The sequence below is a fragment of the Pseudarthrobacter sp. CCNWLW207 genome (genome assembly GCF_037203945.1).
In the GTDB taxonomy this organism is placed as follows: Bacteria; Actinomycetota; Actinomycetes; order Actinomycetales; family Micrococcaceae; genus Arthrobacter.
On the sequence record NZ_JBBCBS010000001.1, the window covers coordinates 259,935 to 278,432 of the forward strand.

The 18,498-nt window shown below is 66.7% G+C and carries 15 protein-coding genes; 11 read left to right on the forward strand and 4 right to left on the reverse strand.

Translation table 11 applies throughout. The annotated features are described in order from the left end of the window. Positions 1–51 precede the first annotated feature (51 nt). From V9L17_RS01040 to V9L17_RS01070, 7 genes are all read left to right on the forward strand, one after another. Positions 52–1,251 carry a glycosyltransferase family 4 protein gene (locus tag V9L17_RS01040; protein WP_337350092.1) on the forward strand — a complete coding sequence of 400 codons (1,200 nt, stop codon included), beginning with the start codon at positions 52–54 and terminating at the stop codon, positions 1,249–1,251. Further along, positions 1,248–2,612, forward strand: coding sequence for a UDP-glucose dehydrogenase family protein (locus V9L17_RS01045; RefSeq protein WP_337350418.1), 1,365 nt, complete (start codon positions 1,248–1,250; stop codon positions 2,610–2,612). Before V9L17_RS01040 ends, V9L17_RS01045 begins: the two co-directional genes overlap by 4 nt. A 215-nt stretch (positions 2,613–2,827) precedes the next feature. Next, positions 2,828–3,094 carry a GlsB/YeaQ/YmgE family stress response membrane protein gene (locus tag V9L17_RS01050; RefSeq protein WP_337346722.1) on the forward strand — a complete coding sequence of 89 codons (267 nt, stop codon included), beginning with the start codon at positions 2,828–2,830 and terminating at the stop codon, positions 3,092–3,094. 287 nt (positions 3,095–3,381) lie between these two features. Further along, on the forward strand, positions 3,382–5,460 hold the full coding sequence (locus tag V9L17_RS01055; protein WP_337350419.1) for a putative bifunctional diguanylate cyclase/phosphodiesterase: 2,079 nt from the start codon (positions 3,382–3,384) through the stop codon (positions 5,458–5,460). A 67-nt stretch (positions 5,461–5,527) separates the two neighbouring features. Continuing rightward, positions 5,528–6,859, forward strand: coding sequence for an MBL fold metallo-hydrolase (locus tag V9L17_RS01060; RefSeq protein WP_337350093.1), 1,332 nt, complete (start codon positions 5,528–5,530; stop codon positions 6,857–6,859). 95 nt (positions 6,860–6,954) lie between these two features. After that, positions 6,955–10,350: a response regulator gene (locus V9L17_RS01065; RefSeq protein ID WP_337350094.1), complete on the forward strand. Its 3,396-nt coding sequence runs from the start codon at positions 6,955–6,957 to the stop codon at positions 10,348–10,350. Continuing rightward, complete coding sequence (locus tag V9L17_RS01070) at positions 10,347–11,255, forward strand: GGDEF domain-containing response regulator (RefSeq protein ID WP_337350095.1); 909 nt, start codon at positions 10,347–10,349, stop codon at positions 11,253–11,255. The genes V9L17_RS01065 and V9L17_RS01070 overlap by 4 nt, the downstream gene beginning before the upstream one ends. 34 nt (positions 11,256–11,289) lie before the next feature. On the opposite strand, the gene V9L17_RS01075 is transcribed toward V9L17_RS01070, so the two are convergent. Continuing rightward, entirely contained in the window at positions 11,290–11,802 is a 513-nt protein-coding gene (locus tag V9L17_RS01075) for a hypothetical protein (protein ID WP_337350096.1), read from the reverse strand. A gap of 375 nt (positions 11,803–12,177) precedes the next feature. Here V9L17_RS01075 and V9L17_RS01080 point away from each other — a divergent pair, with 375 nt between their 5' ends. Next, positions 12,178–12,729: a dihydrofolate reductase family protein gene (locus V9L17_RS01080; RefSeq protein WP_337350097.1), complete on the forward strand. Its 552-nt coding sequence runs from the start codon at positions 12,178–12,180 to the stop codon at positions 12,727–12,729. A 35-nt stretch (positions 12,730–12,764) separates the two neighbouring features. On the opposite strand, the gene V9L17_RS01085 is transcribed toward V9L17_RS01080, so the two are convergent. Further along, a complete protein-coding gene (locus tag V9L17_RS01085) occupies positions 12,765–13,709 on the reverse strand; it encodes a methyltransferase family protein (protein WP_337350098.1) in 945 nt (314 codons plus the stop codon). Between the two features lie 232 nt (positions 13,710–13,941). On the opposite strand from V9L17_RS01085, the gene V9L17_RS01090 reads away from it, so the two are divergent. After that, entirely contained in the window at positions 13,942–14,352 is a 411-nt protein-coding gene (locus V9L17_RS01090; RefSeq protein ID WP_337350099.1) for a GNAT family N-acetyltransferase, read from the forward strand. Here the strand turns inward: V9L17_RS01090 and V9L17_RS01095 are convergent. Further along, positions 14,329–15,741 carry an aminotransferase-like domain-containing protein gene (locus tag V9L17_RS01095; protein WP_337350100.1) on the reverse strand — a complete coding sequence of 471 codons (1,413 nt, stop codon included), beginning with the start codon at positions 15,739–15,741 and terminating at the stop codon, positions 14,329–14,331. The genes V9L17_RS01090 and V9L17_RS01095 overlap by 24 nt on opposite strands. Here V9L17_RS01095 and V9L17_RS01100 point away from each other — a divergent pair. After that, the gene (locus tag V9L17_RS01100; protein ID WP_337350101.1) at positions 15,740–16,717 is read left to right on the forward strand and encodes a DMT family transporter; all 978 of its coding nucleotides are present in this window, start codon (positions 15,740–15,742) and stop codon (positions 16,715–16,717) included. The genes V9L17_RS01095 and V9L17_RS01100 overlap by 2 nt on opposite strands. 4 nt (positions 16,718–16,721) lie before the next feature. After that, positions 16,722–17,351 (forward strand): FMN-binding negative transcriptional regulator, encoded by a 630-nt coding sequence (locus V9L17_RS01105; protein ID WP_337350102.1) that lies wholly within the window; start codon positions 16,722–16,724, stop codon positions 17,349–17,351. A gap of 69 nt (positions 17,352–17,420) precedes the next feature. Here the strand turns inward: V9L17_RS01105 and mmuM are convergent, their stop codons facing one another. After that, the gene (gene mmuM / locus V9L17_RS01110) at positions 17,421–18,404 is read right to left on the reverse strand and encodes a homocysteine S-methyltransferase (protein ID WP_337350103.1); all 984 of its coding nucleotides are present in this window, start codon (positions 18,402–18,404) and stop codon (positions 17,421–17,423) included. Positions 18,405–18,498 lie beyond the last annotated feature (94 nt).

An 18,498-nucleotide genomic window follows, 5' to 3' on the forward strand; every position in this document is an offset into this window, starting at 1 on the left:
GCTCTACTCCCGCGACCCCGGACCGTCAGCCCGGGCACCCACCGTGGAGGGGTGAGGATCGCAATTGTCGCTGAATCATTCCTGCCACTGATGAACGGGGTGACCCACTCCATCCTGCGGGTGCTGGAGCACCTGGAGGAACGGGGCCACGAGGTCCTGGTGATTGCCCCCTCAACACTGGACGCCAGGGACACCGCGGTCCCCGAGGCTGTGAACGGTGCATTGGTGCACCGGCTTCCCTCGGTGCCGCTGGCCGGGTACACCAATGTGCGCGTGGCGATGGGCGGTGTGTACCGGGTCAAGCGAATCCTTGCCGACTACGCACCGGACGTCGTCCACCTGGCATCACCCTTTGTCCTGGGCTGGCGCGCGGTGCAGGCGGCGCACCAGCTGGGCATCCCCACCGTCGCCATCTACCAGACCGAAGTCCCCAGTTACGCCGCCCGGTACGGGGTGCCGTTCCTGGAGAACTGGGCCTGGAACCGGGTGGAGAACATCCACCTGCTGGCCACCCGGACGCTGGTCCCGTCCACCTTCGCCCTGAACCAGCTCCGCGGCCGCGGCATTCCGCGCGTGGACATGTGGCGGCGCGGTGTGGACACGGCCCGGTTTTCGCCTGGAAAGCGCGACGACGGGTGGCGGGCTTCCGTGGCGCCCGGCGGTGAGCGGATCATCGGGTATGTGGGCCGGCTAGCCATCGAGAAGCAGGTCGAGGACCTGGCCGCGCTGGCCAATGTGCCCAATACCAAGCTGGTGATCGTGGGCGACGGCCCGCAGCGGGCAACCCTCGAGGAAGCCCTGCCGAACGCCACGTTCACAGGATTCCTCGGCGGCGAACAGCTTGCACGCGCGGTGGCCTCCTTCGATCTTTTTGTCCATCCCGGTGAGTTTGAGACGTTCTGCCAAACCATCCAGGAGGCCATGGCATCGGGCGTTCCCGTGGTTGCCACCGGACGCGGCGGCCCACTGGACCTGGTGGAGAACTCCCGCACCGGGTGGCTGTACCAGCCCGGTGATTTGGCTGGACTGCGCGGACATGTCATGGACCTGATTGGCGATGACGCCAAGCGCCGCGCGTTCGCAGAGGCGGCCCATGCCTCGGTCCAGGACCGGACGTGGCCTGCGCTCAGCGCTGAACTGGTACGGCATTATCGCTCAGTGATCAGTGGTGAGCCGATGCTTGCGCAGGGCCCACGCCCACGGGTTCCTTTGGCCGAGCCTGCGAAGTTAGGGCGCGGGTGGGTACTGTGAGGATCTCGGTCATCGGCTGCGGCTACCTCGGTGCTGTCCATGCCGCCACGCTCGCCTCGATGGGCCACACGGTAGTAGGCATCGACATCGACGCCGCGAGGGTGGACCACCTCAGGCGCGGGCACGCGCCCTTCTTTGAACCAGGCCTGGACGAACTGCTCCGGGACGGGAAGGCTACGGGCCGGCTTACATTCTCCACGGCCTTCTCCGAAGCCGACCGTGCGCAGGTCCACTTCCTGTGTGTGGGGACGCCGCAGTCCAAGACGTCCGACGGCGCCGACCTCACCTTCCTGGTGTCCGCCACCAAGGCGCTGCTTCCACACCTGGCAAGGGGCGCCGCCGTCGTTGGCAAATCCACGGTGCCGGTGGGAACCGTGGATATGCTTCGCGACATTCTGGCGAGCCGGCCAGATGTGCTGCTGGGCTGGAACCCTGAGTTCCTGCGGCAGGGGACTGCCGTCAAGGACTCGCTGGTTCCGGACCGGCTGGTCTACGGCGTGTCAGGCGGGCGGGCCTCCGCCTTTCATCGCGGGACGGGTGCTCCGCGCGGAGTGACCGCCGCACTGGATGCTGTCTACGAACCCCTGCTGCGCGCAGGCATTCCGAGGCTGGTCTCCAACTTTGCCACTGCGGAGCTGATCAAGTCGGCAGCCAATGCCTACCTGGCCACCAAGGTCAGCTTCATCAATGCAATGTCCGAGCTGTGCGATGCCTCCGGCGCCGACGTGACCGAACTCGGCGAGGCGATGGGGCTGGATCCTCGGATCGGCGGCCGGTACCTGCACGCTGGCCTGGGCTTCGGCGGAGGGTGCCTGCCCAAGGACATCCGCAGCTTTCGGGCACAGGCGGCCGCTTTGCAGGTGGATTCTGTGGACGACTGGATGGGATTGGTGGACGGCATCAATGTGGGCCAGCGTTCCCGCACCGTGGACCTGGCCCGTGAACTCTCCGGTGACCTGGCGGGCCGTACTGTCACTGTCCTCGGTGCCGCGTTCAAGCCGGACACGGACGACATCCGTGACTCCCCCGCGCTCGACGTCGCGGCTCGGCTCGCCGCGGCAGGCGCCCACGTGACGGTGACGGACCCGAAAGCCATCAACAACGCCTGGATGCGCTACCCCCAGCTGCGGTTCGAGGTGTCCACCCGGCGCGCGCTTGAGGACGCCGAACTGGTGCTGCTGCTCACCGAGTGGGAGGAGTATCGGCGCCTGAGCCCGGCTGAGGCGGGCGGACTGGTCCGACGGAAGATCATTCTGGATGCCCGGAATGTACTGGATGCCGTGGAGTGGCAGGCCAAAGGTTGGGTAGTCCGCGGCCTGGGACGGCAGTCCACGGAGCGGAGTGCCACGGCCCTGACCTAAAATGCGTAACTATTGAAGGATTCGCGGGCCGGCCGCCGCGCGATTTCGGGCTTTTCGCGCCCCGCCGGAGCCAATAGTTCCGCAAACTGGGGCGCCAACGGGCTAATTGTCGCCTTTTTGATATCGGGGAGTCCTTGCGGAGTAGTAAGCACACTGATTGAATTGGATCACGGGGTGAGGCGTCGGCACCAATAAATCGACAAGGAAGTGTGATCATGGGAATTCTTGGATTTCTCATTTTGGGCCTGATAGCTGGAGCGATTGCCAAGGCAATCCTGCCCGGCAGGCAAGGAGGAGGCTGGCTCATCACCCTCGTCCTGGGTGTGGTCGGCGCTATCCTGGGCGGCTGGATCGGCTCCCTGATCTTTGGGGGCGGACTGGCCGAATTCTTCGACCTGCGCACCTGGCTGCTGGCCATCCTGGGCTCCATCATTGTCCTGCTCATCTACGGCGCAGTCACAAGGCGCGGCAGCCGCGTCTGACACGTACGTCCTTGAGGCGAAAAGGCGCCGCTCCCCCGGACAGGGGACGGCGCCTTTGCCATGCCCGCCAAATTGCGCACAGAACAGGAAACCGATTCCACCTGCCGCATTGATATCCCGGATTCGCACTTTATGATGTGCGTGGGGGTGATTGGGTCATGGGGGGTTCGGGACGGCACAGCGAAGATTTGCCGGTAGGAGCTTTTGGCGATGACGCTGCCGCGCCGGGGACTTCCCAGGCGGGCGGTTCGCCGCGCGTTGCCGGTGACCCCACGGGGAGCCACGCCATGTTCGAGGCCAGTCCCGATGCCCTCCTGGCGATAGCCAAAGACGGCAGCATCCGGATCGCCAACGCCGCAGCGTCCCGGCTGTTCGGCGTCGCGGCCGACGAGCTCGTGGGGAGTGACCACCGGACCTTGCTGTCGGAGGGCTTCCGGAACGAGATCGAGCAGATCTTCCGGCGCCTCAGGGACCTGGAGCCGATCCCGCCACGTGAAGTTTTTGGCCTTCACAGTGACGGCACCGAGTTCGCAGCCGAGATGGCCGGCGCATTGCTGGAAACCGACGATGGCCCCCAACTGCTGGTGTCGATCCGCAGCACCTCCCACCGGAAGGCTGCTGACGCAGACCTGCGCGAGGCCATGTCGCTGCTGACGGCAACCCTCGAATCCACCGCGGACGGCATCCTGGTGATCAGCTCGGACGGCAGTGTGGCGGGGTTCAATGACCAGTTTCTGAAGATGTGGGGCATCTCCCCCGAGCTTCTGGAAGGCGAAAGTGAAGAGCCCGTCATGCGGCTGATCGTCTCCCAGATTAAGAATCCTGAGGCTTTCATCGCGCGGCTCAACGAAGTAGCGTCCAGCCCGGATACGGAAAGCCATGACGTGCTGGATTTCAAGGACGGCCGGACCTTTGAACGATACTCCCGGCCGCGGCGCGTGGGCGAAAAGATCGTCGGCAGGGTGTGGAGCTTCCGCGACGTCACCCCGCGCCGGAAAGCCCAGGAACAGGCACAGCAGGCCATGCTGGACCTCGCCGCCCAGGCCGAGAAACTCCGGGCGCTGGCCTTCCAGGATCCCTTGACTGGGCTGGCCAACCGGGCAGTCTTCAACGATGGAGTGGCCACAGCCCTGCGCGAACCCCGCCTCAAGACCGTGGACGTGCTCCTGATCGACCTGGACGATTTCAAGGAAGTCAACGACATCCTGGGCCATCAGGCCGGCGACGACATGTTGGTGGAAGTGGCCCGCAGGCTCCGTGGCTGTGTCCCCACCGCGGATGTGGTGGCCAGGCTGGGCGGGGACGAGTTCGTGGTGCTGCTGACCGCCTGCCCCGACGCCGATGCCATCGCGGCGTGCATCGTCAGGTGCCTGCACGTTCCTGTAACCATCAGCGGCACCGTGTTCCGCCCCAGCCTGAGCCTTGGGCTGGCATCGGCCAGCGCGGATGCCATTGGCCCGTCTGAACTGCTGCGCCAGGCCGACATTGCCATGTATGCGGCCAAGGCCGCGGGCAAGAACCGTTTCCTGCGGTTCCACCCCGAGATGATGACAGCCCTCGTGCAGCGCACGGACATGGAGGCCGGGCTCCAGTTGGCCGTGCCGCGCGGCGAAATCTCCGTCGCCTTCCAGCCCATCGTGTCCCCGCGGATGGGGCAGGTAGTGCAGTTCGAGGCGCTGGCCAGGTGGGACCGCGGCGGCGAGCGCGTCCCGCCGTCGGTCTTTATCCCCTTGGCGGAACGCAGTGGGCTGATCAGCGAGATCGGTGAGGAAGTGATGGCGCTCGGCCTGGTGCAGCTGGCGTCGTGGCTGAGCGAGGACCCCACACGCTCGCTCGCGGTGAACGTTTCCGGAGTGCAGCTGCAGGACGCCCACTTTGCCGACGGCGTCCTCCGCCTCACCGAGGCCGCCGGTGTGGGCGCCTACCAGCTGGTCCTGGAAGTGACCGAGAGTGTATTTTTCGACGCCGACCAAAGCCTGATCAGGCAGCTGAGCAGCCTGCGCGAGGCCGGCGTTCGGGTGGCACTGGATGACTTCGGCACCGGCTACTCCTCGCTGGGCCGGCTGCAGGAACTCCCCGTCGACACCGTCAAAATCGACCGGACCTTTGTGTCCATGGTACGGACCGGCGAGGAACGGCTGCCCATCCTCAGCTCGATGATCAATATGGCCCACAGCCTGGGCCTGACCGTCACCGCCGAGGGCGTTGAGACGGCGACGCAGGCCGACTACCTGACGGCGCTGGAGTGCGATTCGCTGCAGGGCTACCTGTTCTCACTGCCGGAAAATGGGAGCCGGCTGGAGCTGGCCGTTCGGCAGGCCAAACAGGCAATCGACGCGCTCGATGCCCGCACGGACCGCTCCTGAACGAGGGCACCACGCCCACCCCCAGCAAGGCACAGCCGCGAATCCCGCATGCGAGGACAATGAATCTATGGACGTCGTTGTCATCGAAACCCGGCCGCTCGGGGACCGCAGCTACCTGGTCCACGACGGGCAGGTGGCGCTGGTCATTGATCCGCAGCGGGACACGGACCGGGTGGAGGCCGCTGCCGCGGAAGCCAACGTCAGGATCACGCACGTTGCCGAAACCCACCTGCACAACGACTACCTCACCGGCGGGCTTATCCTGGCCCGCGCCCACGGCGCCGCTTACCTCGTGAACGGAGCGGACGCCGTCGAGTTTGAACGCGTGGAGATGGCCGACGGCGGCACGGTCCAGGTGGGCCGGCTCACCGTGAAGGCAGTGGCCACGCCGGGCCACACCCACCATCACCTCAGTTATGTGGTGACGGACGGCCGGGAACAGGCGGTGTTTTCCGGCGGCAGCCTGCTGTACGGATCGGTGGGCAGGACGGATCTGGTCAATGATGGCGATACCGAACAGCTGACCCACGCGCAGTATTCCTCGGTCCGCCGCCTCGCCGCCGAGGCCAGGCCGGAGGCAGCCCTCTACCCCACGCACGGGTTCGGCTCCTTCTGTTCGTCCGGGCCGGCGTCGGGCGTTTACGGCTCCACCATCGGCGAACAGCAGGGAACCAACCACGCCTTCACGGATCCTGACGAGGAGCACTTTGTACGGGAGCTCATCAACAACCTCACCGCCTACCCGTCCTATTACGCGCACATGGCCCCGGCCAACCGGAGGGGCCCGGACGCCCCGGACCTTGCCGTACCGGAGTCGTTGGATCCGGACGAGCTCACCCATCGGCTGGCAGACGGTGAATGGGTGGTGGACCTCCGCCACCGGGTGGCCTTCGCCAGCAGCCACCTGCAGGGTTCTGTCAGCTTTGAGTACGGCCGCGGCTCTAGCTTCACCGCCTACCTGGGCTGGGTCCTGCCGTGGAACCGGCAACTGACGCTGGTGGGAGCCCGCGACGACGTCGAAAAGGCCATCCGGGACCTCTCCCGGATCGGCATCGACTCCCCCGACGCCGCCATCGGAACCGAGCCGTCGGCACTCGCGCCGGGCACCGCCGTCGCGCATTATCCACTGGTGGGCTGGGCCGAACTGGAGCACGGGCGAGCTGCCGGAGATGTGGTGCTGGATGTGCGGCGGACGGACGAGTACGACGGCGGCCACGTGGCCGGGGCGGTCAACATCCCGCTGCATGAGCTGCTGGGGCGGATGGCCGAGATTCCAGACGGCAGGGTGTGGGTGCACTGCGCCACCGGGTACCGCTCCGGGGTGGCTGCCAGCCTGCTCCAGCGCGCCGGCCGGAACGTGGTCCACGTGGACGCAAAGTACGGCGCTCTTGAGGTGTGAGGGATATCATAGGGGTGCGTCTCCGCCCAGGTCTCGGGCGGGCCCAGGTCTCACGTTTTTATGGGTAAAGGGCGCACCTATGGGGAGGGATCCGCGTGTCTCAGACAGGTCTCCTGGAACATCGTCCCGCCACTGGCAGGCGCACGGCCAAACTGGGTTGGCTGATTGCGCTTGGTGCCGTGGTGATGGCGGTTCTTGGGCTATATTTTGCTGCCAACAGCAGCACTGCAACCGCCATCGTGGCGGGTGATTTCTCCATCCTCCTGGCCGCGATCCTGGCTGGTCGAAGCTGCGCACACGCCGCACGCCGCGGCGGCGTGAATGCCCGGGCCTGGACCCTGATGTCGGTGGCCGCCTACGTTTGGGCGGCCGGCATGCTCGTCTGGACGTACTTCGGCCTCACCAACAACCACGTCTACCCCTTCCCTTCCCTGGCGGACGCCTTGTTCCTGTCCTATTCCGTGCCGGCCGCCATCGCCCTCTTCAGCTTTAAGCGTCCCGGCGGCACCACCCGGGTGGGGATGGTCCGGACTGCCTTGGACGCCGCTGTGATCGCTGGCTCCGTCCTGGTGGTCAGCTGGTATACGGCGTTGGGCCCGGCCTTCAGCGCGGAAGGCGACTTCCTGACCCGGCTCACGTCCATGGGCTACCCTGTGGTGGACGTGGTCATGACGTCCCTGGTGCTGGTCCTCGGAATGCGCAGGCAGCCCGGTGAGCGCCTGCCGTGGCTGTGTTTCGGCGGCGGCCTGCTGGTCCTCACCATCACGGACAGCATCTATGTGCGGCTGACGTTCGAAGGCGTCGCAGGCGTCACCGGATCACCGCTGGCTTTGGGATGGATTGGCGCCTTCCTCCTGATTGCGCTGGCACCGCTGCTCCCCTACGCCGAGAAACCGCGGCCGGACCGCAAGGCCTTTGCGCTGGCCTTGGAACTGCTGCCTTACGTTCCGATCCTGGTGGCCGTGATCATGGTTGCGGCCCCGCACGTCAGCGAAATGAGCGCCTTCCTGCTGGTGGTGGCAAGAATCACCGTCGCCTGCATCCTGGTCCGCCAGGTCCTGATTATCATAGAAAACCTCACCCTCACCACCGGACTGGAGCAGGAAGTTGCTGCCCGGACGGCGGAACTCGAGGGACTGGGCGCGATCGTCAAGTCCTCCTCGGACGCCATCTTCAGCACTACGCCGGAGGGCATCATCACCAGCTGGAACCCGGGGGCGGAGCGGCAGTACGGCTACATGGCCGCGGAAGCGCTGGGCCGCGACGCCCGGTTCCTGCTGCCGCCGGACAGCACAGCCGCGGATGATGAAGTGTTCGAGCAGCTTCGCGACAGCGGCGAAGCCATGAGCTTCGAGATCGAGCACCTACGCAAGGACGGGACAGTCATCCCGGTGTCGCTGACCATCTCCCCCATCCGTGAGGCCGGGAACGTGCGCGGGGTCGCCGTTATTGCCAGGGACATCACCCTGCGCCGGGCCGCCGAACAGGAGCTGCAGGCGGCGCGGGAAGCCGCGCTGGAATCAAGCCGGCTCAAATCAGAGTTCCTGGCCACCATGAGCCACGAGATCCGCACACCCATGAACGGTGTGGTGGGGCTGACCGCCCTACTGCTTGAGACGCCCCTGGACGAGACACAGAAGCAATATGCCCAAGGCGTCAAGGGTGCCGGTGAAGCGCTGCTTGCCCTCATCAACGACATCCTGGACTTCTCCAAGCTGGAGGCCGGCAAGGTGGATTTGGACGTCCGGCCGTTCGATCCCCGCATGCTCGTGGAGGAAGTGGCGGGCCTGCTGACAGAGCCGGCGCAGGCCAAGAACCTGGAACTCATCGCCTACTGCCAAGCCGATGTTCCCGCCAGGCTGAACGGGGATTCCGGGCGGATCCGCCAGATCCTGCTGAACCTCGCTTCCAACGCCGTGAAGTTCACCGCGGCCGGGGAGGTGTCCATCCAGGTGAAGGTGGAGAAGCCTGACACCAAGCCCGGCACCACCGCAATGGTCTGCTTCGAAGTCCGTGATACCGGTATTGGCATTGATCCCGCCCACCATGCGAGGCTGTTCGAGTCCTTCTCGCAGGCGGACGCCTCCACTACCCGCCGCTACGGGGGCACCGGCCTGGGCCTGGCAATCTGCCGTCGGCTGACTGAGGCCATGGGTGGCGAGATCGCGCTGGAAAGCGTGCCCGGGGAAGGCAGCAGGTTCTGGTTCCGGATCCCACTGCCGGTGGCACCGCCGTCGACCGATCCTGTTCCCGCAGCCGGCTTCCTCACGGGGCTGAGGGTGCTGGTGGTGGACGACAACGCCACCAACCGCCTGGTGCTGGAATCCCAGCTCCGCGGCTGGAAGCTCCAGCCGGAAGCGGTTCCCGACGCCAAAGCTGCCCTCGCCCGGGCGCGCGAGGCATCAGCCGCGGGGAAGCCGTTCGACCTCGCCGTGCTTGACCTCTGCATGCCGGACACCGATGGCCTGGAGCTCGCCCGCACCATGAAGGCCGACGCCGACCTGGCGGACATCCAACTGATCATGCTGACCTCTACGATGCAGGTCAACGCAGCGGAGATCGCCGCCGCAGGGGTGCGCGAATGGCTCATGAAGCCGGTACGCAGCTCCGAGTTCTATAACCGCCTGGTACGCCTGATGTCCACCCGGGAACTCGCCGCGGTCCCCGCTGCGCCTGCCGGGTCGGTCCCGGAGCAGTCCTCCGCTGAGCTGACCATGGCGGAGGCGCCCTCCCGCGGCCGCATCCTGGTGGTGGAGGACAACGCGGTGAACCAGCTGGTGGCCCGGGCCACCGTGACCAAATTCGGCTATGCCGTGGACGTGGTGGCAGACGGCGCCGAGGCGGTCGCAGCCACCGCCCGAAGCCACTACGCCGCCATTTTGATGGACTGCCACATGCCGGTCATGGACGGCTTCGAGGCCACCCGGGTCATCAGGGAACGCGAGGGCAAGCGGAGCCGCCTTCCCATCATCGCCATGACTGCCGGCGCCCTCGACGGCGACCGGGAACGCTGTCTGGACGCGGGCATGGACGATTATCTCTCCAAGCCCGTGGACGCTGCGGAACTGGAGGCCGCGCTGGCCCGCTGGGTACCCGATCTGGCTCCCCAGCTGCTGGCTGTCACGGGCGGCGGACCGCCGTCGGTGGATCCGGACCGGCTGGCCATGCTGCGGGGCCTCGGCCCGGAGGATGGCCTGGGCCTGCTGCCGGCCGCCGCGGCGGCGTTCCGGAAGGACGTTCCGGCCCGGCTCGCAGTGCTGCGGGAGTCCGTGCACAATGGCGGCGGCCTGGCCTTGGCGCAGGCCGCGCACACATTGAAGGGCGCGGCGGCCAACATTGGAGCAACGGCCGTGGCCAGCCTGTGCGGCCAGCTGGAAGAGATGGGGCGCAACGGAAATCACGACGGCGGCCCGCAACTGGTCAGCAGGCTGGAGGCTGAGCTCGCGCGGGTGAACTTCGAACTCGATCAAGCACTGGAGGTGGCGCAGTGAAAGTCCTGGTGGCAGATGACGACCCGGGCTCGCTCTTAGTGGCCAGGGCCGCCGTCGAACGCTACGGGCATGACTGCCTGGCGGCGGCCGACGGCGACGAGGCGTGGGCGCTGTACCTGGAACACCAGCCGGACGTGGTGGTCACGGACTGGATGATGCCGGGGATGGATGGGCTGGCGCTGTGCCGGGCCATCCGGGCGCGGGACGCGGACCTCTACACCTACGTGGTGCTGCTGACCTCGCAGGGGTCACGCGACGACGTTCTCGCCGGGCTGGAGGCCGGCGCGGACGACTACGTCACCAAACCCTTGGACCCTTTCGTTCTGCACGCGCGGCTGCTGGTGGCGCTGCGAGTGACTACGCTTCACGCCGACCTGGCCCACTACCGTAAGGTGCTGTCGCAGCAGGCGAGGACGGACCCCCTCACCGGCCTGCACAACCGACTGAAGCTGGCAGAGGACCTGGAGCAGCTGCACGCCCGTAGCCAGCGGTACGCGGAGGCCTACTGCCTGGCCATGTGCGATGTGGACAACTTCAAAAGCTACAACGATATCTACGGGCACCAGGCGGGCGACCTCGCGCTCCGGGCCGTGGCTGCGGCTTTGGTGGGCGCGGCACGCAAAAGCGACGGCGTCTACCGGTATGGGGGCGAAGAGTTCCTGCTGGTCCTGCCGAACCAGTCGCAGCTGGGCGCCAAGGCTTTTATGGAGCGGGCGCTGGTCAGCGTGCGCGACCTGGAACTGGCCCACTCCGGCGACCCCCGTGGGCAGCTGACGCTGAGCGCCGGCATCGCCGCCTACAGTGCGGATCACCAGGCCGACACCGAGACCCTCCTGGGCGAAGCCGATGCGGCGCTCTATGCGGCCAAGGCGGCCGGGCGGAACCGGGTGGAGCTGGCGGTGTAGGCGCTTTCACCACCAGTCCTGGCTGGCGGCTGTGCTACGCGGCTTTCTTGCGCTGTTTCGACTGGGCCGGCTTCTTGAGCGGCTGGCTCTTGGCCGGGCGGCTCTGCGCTGGCTGGTGGTTCGTTGGCTGGTGGTTCGGTGCCGGCTGCTTGGGCACAGGACGGCTCTGCGGTTCGAGGCGGCCCTGCTCACGCTGGACCGGCACAGGCTTGGGCTCGGCTGACGGCACAGCGGCAGGCTCCGCTGCAGTTTCCGGCTCATCCGCCAAGTCGACATCATCCTGCACGCCTGCCACAGCCTGCGCGTACTGACGGTTGCGCTGCCAGCGGCGGACCAGATTGATGGCGGCCAGGACGCCGGCGAGCGGTGTCAGCACTGCGGCCGCGTAGACGAACAGCAGCCATGTCAGGGTGGCCATCGGCGGCTGGTTATTGTTCAGGAGCGAGAGCCCGCCGAGCATGGCGATGACCCAAAACAGCACCACTGCCACGAGAACCGCGGCAGCAGGAAAATACTCGTTCTTTACAATCTTCTTCAGGGTTTCCACGCATTTCCTCCTGCCTGGCCGGGGGCTGCGGCGACAGGCCGCATCAACACCAGTATGGGGCTGCCGGAGCGCGGATTCGGGCAACACGCAGGCAGTGGTGACGAACCTAACTCCAGGCCGTGTCGGGGAGCGATTTCCGTGCCAAGGAAGGCTGCCCAAAATGCGTCATTTACGGACGCCTGCGAAGCCGCCGGCCTCGGATTTACGCCGGTGGCGGGTGCCCACTGGGCCTAAAGTTACGCATTCCGGTCGAGCTGCCGGAACAGTAGCCGGTTCCGCGGCCCTTCCCTGCCAAGGAAGCGCCGAATACGGTGGATTTGTCCGGCCATGCCGCCGGACCCACACGCACCGTACGCACCCTTCTTGGAGGTCCTCATGCGCAAAGTAACTGCTGGCCTGTTCCACTCCGTTGATGGAGTGGTGTCGGACCCGAACCTCTGGCAGTTCGACAGCTTCGACGAAGACCTGGGCAAGGGCATGACGGAGATGATGGAGCGCGTGGACACCGGAGTCCTGGGCAGGGTGAGCTACCAGGAATGGGGGGGCTACTGGCCCAACGCGACCGTGGACGACGACTTCGCCGGCTTCATCAACCCGATGGAAAAGTTTGTGGCCTCCAGGACTCTGCCTGAGCCGCTGGAGTGGCAGAACTCGCACCTGATCCACGGCCCGCTGGAAGACTTTGTCGCGGAGCTGAAACAGCGCGACGGCGGCGAGATCGCCGTGTTCGGCAGCATTTCCGTCACGCGTCAGCTGTTGTTCGCAGGGCTGCTGGACGAGCTCACCCTGATGACTCATCCGGTAGTGGCCGGCAGCGGCAGGCGCCTGTTTGAGGACGGCGACCCCGTCACCCGCCTCACCCTGAAGGATGAGTACAGGACCAGCAAAGGCAACGTCATCAGCACGTACAGCCTGCTGGGCGGCTGAGCCCACGGTCTTCGAGCGGGCGGCCTACAGGAGGCCTACAGCAGGGACGGCGAGCGCGGGGCCTTCGGCATCCGGGGCACCCAGCAACGCACCGTATCCCGGTATCGCTCGAAGTCTTCGCCGAAGCGGTCCCGGAGGTCAGCTTCCTCAAGCGGCCGGACAACATAGTTCCACACCAGGGAGCCAACCACCGCGTAGGCGATAACAAGCCACGACTGCAGGATGATGCCAACCGCGGCGCCCTGGACGATGCCTGCGACGGCCATCGGGTTACGGATCCAGCGATACGGGCCTGCGATCACCAGGCGGTTGGGCATCGCCGCCGGCAGCGGCGTGCCATTTCCCAGGGCCGACATCACCACTGCGGACCAGATGCCCAGGGCGCTGGCGAGTACAAGAACCCCCACGCCCACAGGGCCTGCCACTGAGGGAAAGGGGATTGCCACCGCCCAGCGCTGTTCGAAAAACGCGATGGCAAGCGGAATCATCGCCAGGAAAAACCCCCAGAAAAGGACGATTTGACCGAAAGTTGAAAGCACGTGGATTGCCGCGCTGGAGCGAACAGTGGCGGGACGGAATGCGAACGGACCACGGATGATCCACGAGGTCGGTACGCACCCGCGCAGGATGACGCCGAGCGAGGCCAGCGAAGCTGCGGCGGCGGCACCCATGGTGAGCACGCCCCAACCCGCTTCGGTTGTGACCGTGGCGTAAACCGCCATGGCGATGGCGACGGCACACGTCCAGCCTGCACCCACCACTGCGGCAGCCCGGACGCCTGCTGCGGCCATAGCTGAGGCAATGACGAACAGTGGAATGTCTAAAATGGCCACGGTAATCGGGTCGAGATTTCCGAGGGTCGCTTCACGCACCGCTGGCGACATGAAGACCGCAACCCACCAGCAGGCGCCGGCTACCGCCTGGACGCCAAAGTAAGCCCGGGCCCACAGAACCAACTCCGTCACCGGTTCAACCCCCACCCATCGTCCTTCGGCTTGCTGGCCTAAGCCTACTGACTTCCATCCAGCCTTCCGCTGGCTTGTTTTCGGCCGCTGGACGGTTGGCGCGGGCGGACCGGTGCGCAATAGTGGATACATGCCAGCTTCCCCGTCTCAACCCACGGTTCGACGTGCCCTCCTCACCGGGCCGGATTCCCGGCAAGTAGGACGCCTCATTGGGACTTACTTGCGACAAACGGAGCATGAGAAGGCCGTGAACCTGTCGCTTCCGTCGCTGGGGCCGGATGAGGAACTCCCGCCAAACTACCAAGCCGAGGTCGACCGCCCCGAAACGGTATTCAAAACGGCGTCGGTGTACCTGGCGGAGATCGACGCCGAAGCGGTTGGAGTCGCCATCGCCTCAAAGGCCCGCGGTGCCAACGAAATCAAGCGGCTTTGGGCCGACCCGCAGGTACGCGGCCGCGGCATCGGTTCCGCGCTCCTTGATGCCGTCCTGCGGGAGAGCACCGGCGTTGTGCGCCTCTCAGTTTGGGATTGGCGGACACAGGCCGCGCGGCTATACGAATCAAGGGGGTTCGTCACCGTCCCCTCGTGGGACGCACGGCCCGGGCTGGTGTGCATGGAGCGCCGCCCTGAAGCCCTAACCCCTGTTCCGCTCCAATGACTGGCCGATGATCCGGGCGCCTTCGGGAAAGGCGCCCGGGTTCGTTCCCGAGTAGTTGAGGCGGATAAACGGGCCGGCCGGTTCGGCGGGAAACCACTCGTTGCCGCCTGCGATGATCACTCCGGCCGCTTCACAATCGCGGGTCAGGCGTTCGAGGTCGGTCCCGTCGGGCAGCCGCGCCCAGAGGTTCAGGCCACCCTTGGGCACCTGCTCGATGTGTGCCTGCGGCGCGTGCCGGCGCAGGCTGGTGACCAGCAGGTCGCGTCGGGCTTCGAGCTGGTGGCGGAGGCTGCGAAGGTGCGTCTGCCACCCGGGCTGCGTGACGACGTCGAGCGCTGCCGCCTGCAGCAGGCCGCTGACGTACATCGACTCGGCCGCCCGGTCCGCCAGGATGCGCTCTCGCGCCGGGCCGCGGGCGATCACCGCGGCCACGCGGATCGACGGAGAAACGCTCTTGGTCAGCGAGCGCAGGTAGACCACATGCCCGGAGTCGTCGCGGGAGGCGATTGGAACCGGGTTGGAGGTGATGCCGAAGTCGTGGGCCCAGTCGTCCTCCACAAGGAATGCGCCCTTCGCGCGCACTACGTCCAGGACCTGTTCGCGCCGTTCGGCTGACCACTGGGCACCAGTGGGATTTGCGTAGTTGGGCTGGGCGTAGAACAGCCGCGCGCCGGTCTCCTCGAAGGCGCGGGCCAATTCCGCGGTGTCCGGACCGTCCGGCCCGCTGGGCACCGGAACGACGCGCACGCCGGCCTGGGCCGCAGCCAGGATGGCACCCCAGTAGGACGGCGATTCCATCAGCAGCGGCTGTCCGCGGCCAGCGAGTGCGCTGAAGATGGAACTCAGCCCACTTTGGCTGCCGGGAAGTACGACGACGTCACTCGGGTTCGGCGGTGTGGTCCCGGCAGGCGTCAAGGCGCCAAGCTCCTGCGCGAACCACGACTGCAGTTCCGGCATGCCGGCTGCGGGCGGGCGGGACAGCGCTGCGTCGCCGCGGGCTGCCCTGGCGAGGGCGGCACGGACCAGCCGTTCTGGCAGGAGTTCGCGGTCCGGGTAGCCGGAGTGGAAGGAGATGGCATCGTTGGCCACCGTGCGCATGGTGCTGGAGGCAGGGGGAAGCGGCGCCAGCGGTGACCGGAGGGCCGCGCTCTGCCAGCCGTAGTCGGACGGACGCGCGGTCCGGACCGCCCGCACGAACGTCCCGACGCCGGGCCTACTCTCAATCAGACCCTGTGCCGTGAGGGTCTGCAGGGCCTTCTGCACTGTGACGGGACTTGCTTGGTACTCGGCCACCAGGTAACGGGTGGATGGCAGTTTCGCACCGGGCGCCGCTGCGGCGATCCATTTTTTCAGGTGCGCCACAATCCTGGAACTGCTATCGTAGTTCATGAGAGACAATAGTAGCGCTACTCAATCGGGACGCATAGTGCTATCCCCCTCACCGCCGACCGGACTCTGGTTGGGCCTGATCGGAGTAGCGGCCTTTTCCTTCACCGTTCCGTTCACCAAGGTCGCCGTCGCCGGCCTGTCCCCGCTGTACATCGGTTCCGGCCGCGCGGTGGTGGCCGCCCTCCTCGCAGCCTTCGCCCTCGCACTTACCCGGCAGCGGCTCCCCCGCGGCGCGCAATGGGCGCGCCTGGCAGTCGTGGCCGCCGGCGTCGTCGTCGGGTTTCCGCTGCTCACGTCCTTCGCCCTGACAAGCACCCCAGCCAGCCACGGCGCCGTGGTGATCGCCTTGCTCCCCGCCGCGACCGCGACGGCGGCTGTCCTCCGCGGCCGCGAACGTCCGCCGCTCGCATTCTGGCTCATCACCGCCGTAGGAGTCCTCGCCGCCGTCGCCTTCGCCGCCATGCAGTCCGGCGGCTTCGGACAACTGCACTGGGCTGACGTACTGCTCCTCGGCGCGGTGGTGGCTGCCGCTGTCGGTTATGCCGAAGGCGGTTTGCTGGCCCGTGAGCTCGGTGCGTGGCAAACCGTGTCCTGGGCTTTGGTGCTGGCCTCGCCGCTGATGGTGGCACTGACGGCCGTCTCCGTCTCGCTGCAGCCGCCTTCCGCGACGCCGGTCCAGTGGGCCGCCTTTGCCTACCTCGGCGTGGTGAGCATGTTCCTGGGCTTTTTCGCCTGGTACCGCGGGCTGGCCATCGGCCCCATCGCCCAGGTCAGCCAGGTCCAGCTCATCCAGCCGGTGCTGACCATTTGCTGGGCCGGGCTGCTGCTGGGCGAAACCCTGACGTGGGCCACTATGGTGGGCGGCCTTGCCGTCATCCTCTGCGCGGGGGCAGCCGTCCGGGTCCGGCTCAAGCCGCCTGCCGCCCAGCCCGCCTTCCTCCCCACTCCCCGAACCCTCCAACCTGCAAAGGATTAGCATCATGTACGTTCCTGCCCATTTCGAACCTGGCCCCGAGGCCGTCCAGGACCTGCTCAACCAACCCGGGGCGGCCAACCTGGTCACCATGACCTCGCAGGGCCTGCTGGCTACGCTGATGCCGTTTGTCTACGATGCTGCGGTGGGCGAGCACGGCGCGCTGCAAGGGCATCTGGCACGGAACAACGCGCAGTGGTCTGAGCCTGCCATCGGCGAAGCGCTCATGATCATCCAAGGCGCGGACGCGTACGTTTCGCCTTCCTGGTACGCATCCAAGGCTGAGCACGGCCGCGTGGTGCCCACCTGGAACTACTCCACGGCCCACGTGTACGGCACCCTGGTGGTCCACGAGGATCCGGCATGGCTCGCGGGCCAGGTCAGGCGCCTTACCGGCGCCCATGAGGCCGGCTTTGACCATCCATGGAGCGTGGACGACGCGCCAGAGCGCTACATCGCCGGCCAGTTGCGCGCGATCGTGGGCATCGAGCTGGTGATCTCCAGGATTGAGGCGAAGGCCAAGCTGAGCCAGAACCGGCCCGACGCCGACATCGACGGGGTGATTAATGGGCTCACCGCCCGGGGGCAGACGGAGAGCGCTGCCGACGTCGAGCGGGCCCGTCCGACGCGCCCCTAATCTGGGTGCCCGGCCGCCCAACTAAGTAGCAGTAGATGTCGCTATGGAGCCTCATAACGACATCTGCTGCTACCTACTTGGGGTGGGCGGCAGGGCGGCGGCGAGGGCAGCGATGTCCCTCGGCGTGGTGCGGCAGCAGCCGCCCAGGATGCGGGCACCGAGCTCCCGCCAGGCACCGGCTCCTGCCGCAAGCCCTGTTGGCACGCCGTCTGCTCCGGAAGCCCCGCCTTCGCCTTCAGCGCCCGATCCGGCGGCCCAGGTCTTCGTGGCGGCGTCATAGGATTCGCCGGAGTTCGGGTATGTGACCAGCGGCTTGGTGCCGGCCCCGCCGAGGGCTCCCAGGGCGGCCGGAACCAGGTGCAGCGTCACGCAGTTCACACCTACGGCCACCACGCGATCATCGGACCCGCAGAGTTCCGCTACCGCAGCCAGCGGTGTGCCATCACTGATGTGCGCACCGTCCCGCAGCGAGAAGGAGAACCAGGATTCGACGTCGAACTCCCCCGTCAGTGCCAGCAGCGCCTCTGCTTCGGCAAAGGACGGAAGCGTCTCGCACGCCAGGAAGTCGGCGCCGGCGTCCACCAGCGCTGCGATGCGCGGACGGTGGAAATCCTTGAAGGCTTCGGCGTCCAGGACATAGTCCCCGCGGTACTCCGAGCCGTCTGCGAGGTAGGCGCCGTAGGGGCCCACCGACCCGGCCACCAGCAGCGGCCCTGCTTGCGGATTCCGGGCAAGGTGTTCGAGCCGGGCCTCATCGGCCAGGCGGACCGAAAGCCTGACAAGGTCCAGCGCCGCGTCTTCTGAAAGCCCGCGCTGCGAAAACCCGAGCGGCGTGGCCTGGTAGCTGGCGGTCGTTGCCACATTTGCGCCGGCCTCGAAGTAGTCGCGGTGCACATCGCGGATCAGCTGCGGCTGCTCCAAAAGGACTTTGGCCGACCACAGCGGGTCATCCAGGCTGCAGCCGCGCGCCTCCAGCTCGGTGGCAAGGGCGCCGTCGGCCGTGAGGTACGCCCGGGCATCGAGAAGCTGGGACAGCGTGGTATTGCGGGGCATGGAATGAACTCCGGAGGTTTGCGGAAGGGTCCTTTGTTCATCATAAACAATCCAAGATGTGTTTAATGATCATGGCGAACTATGACCGGGCTGG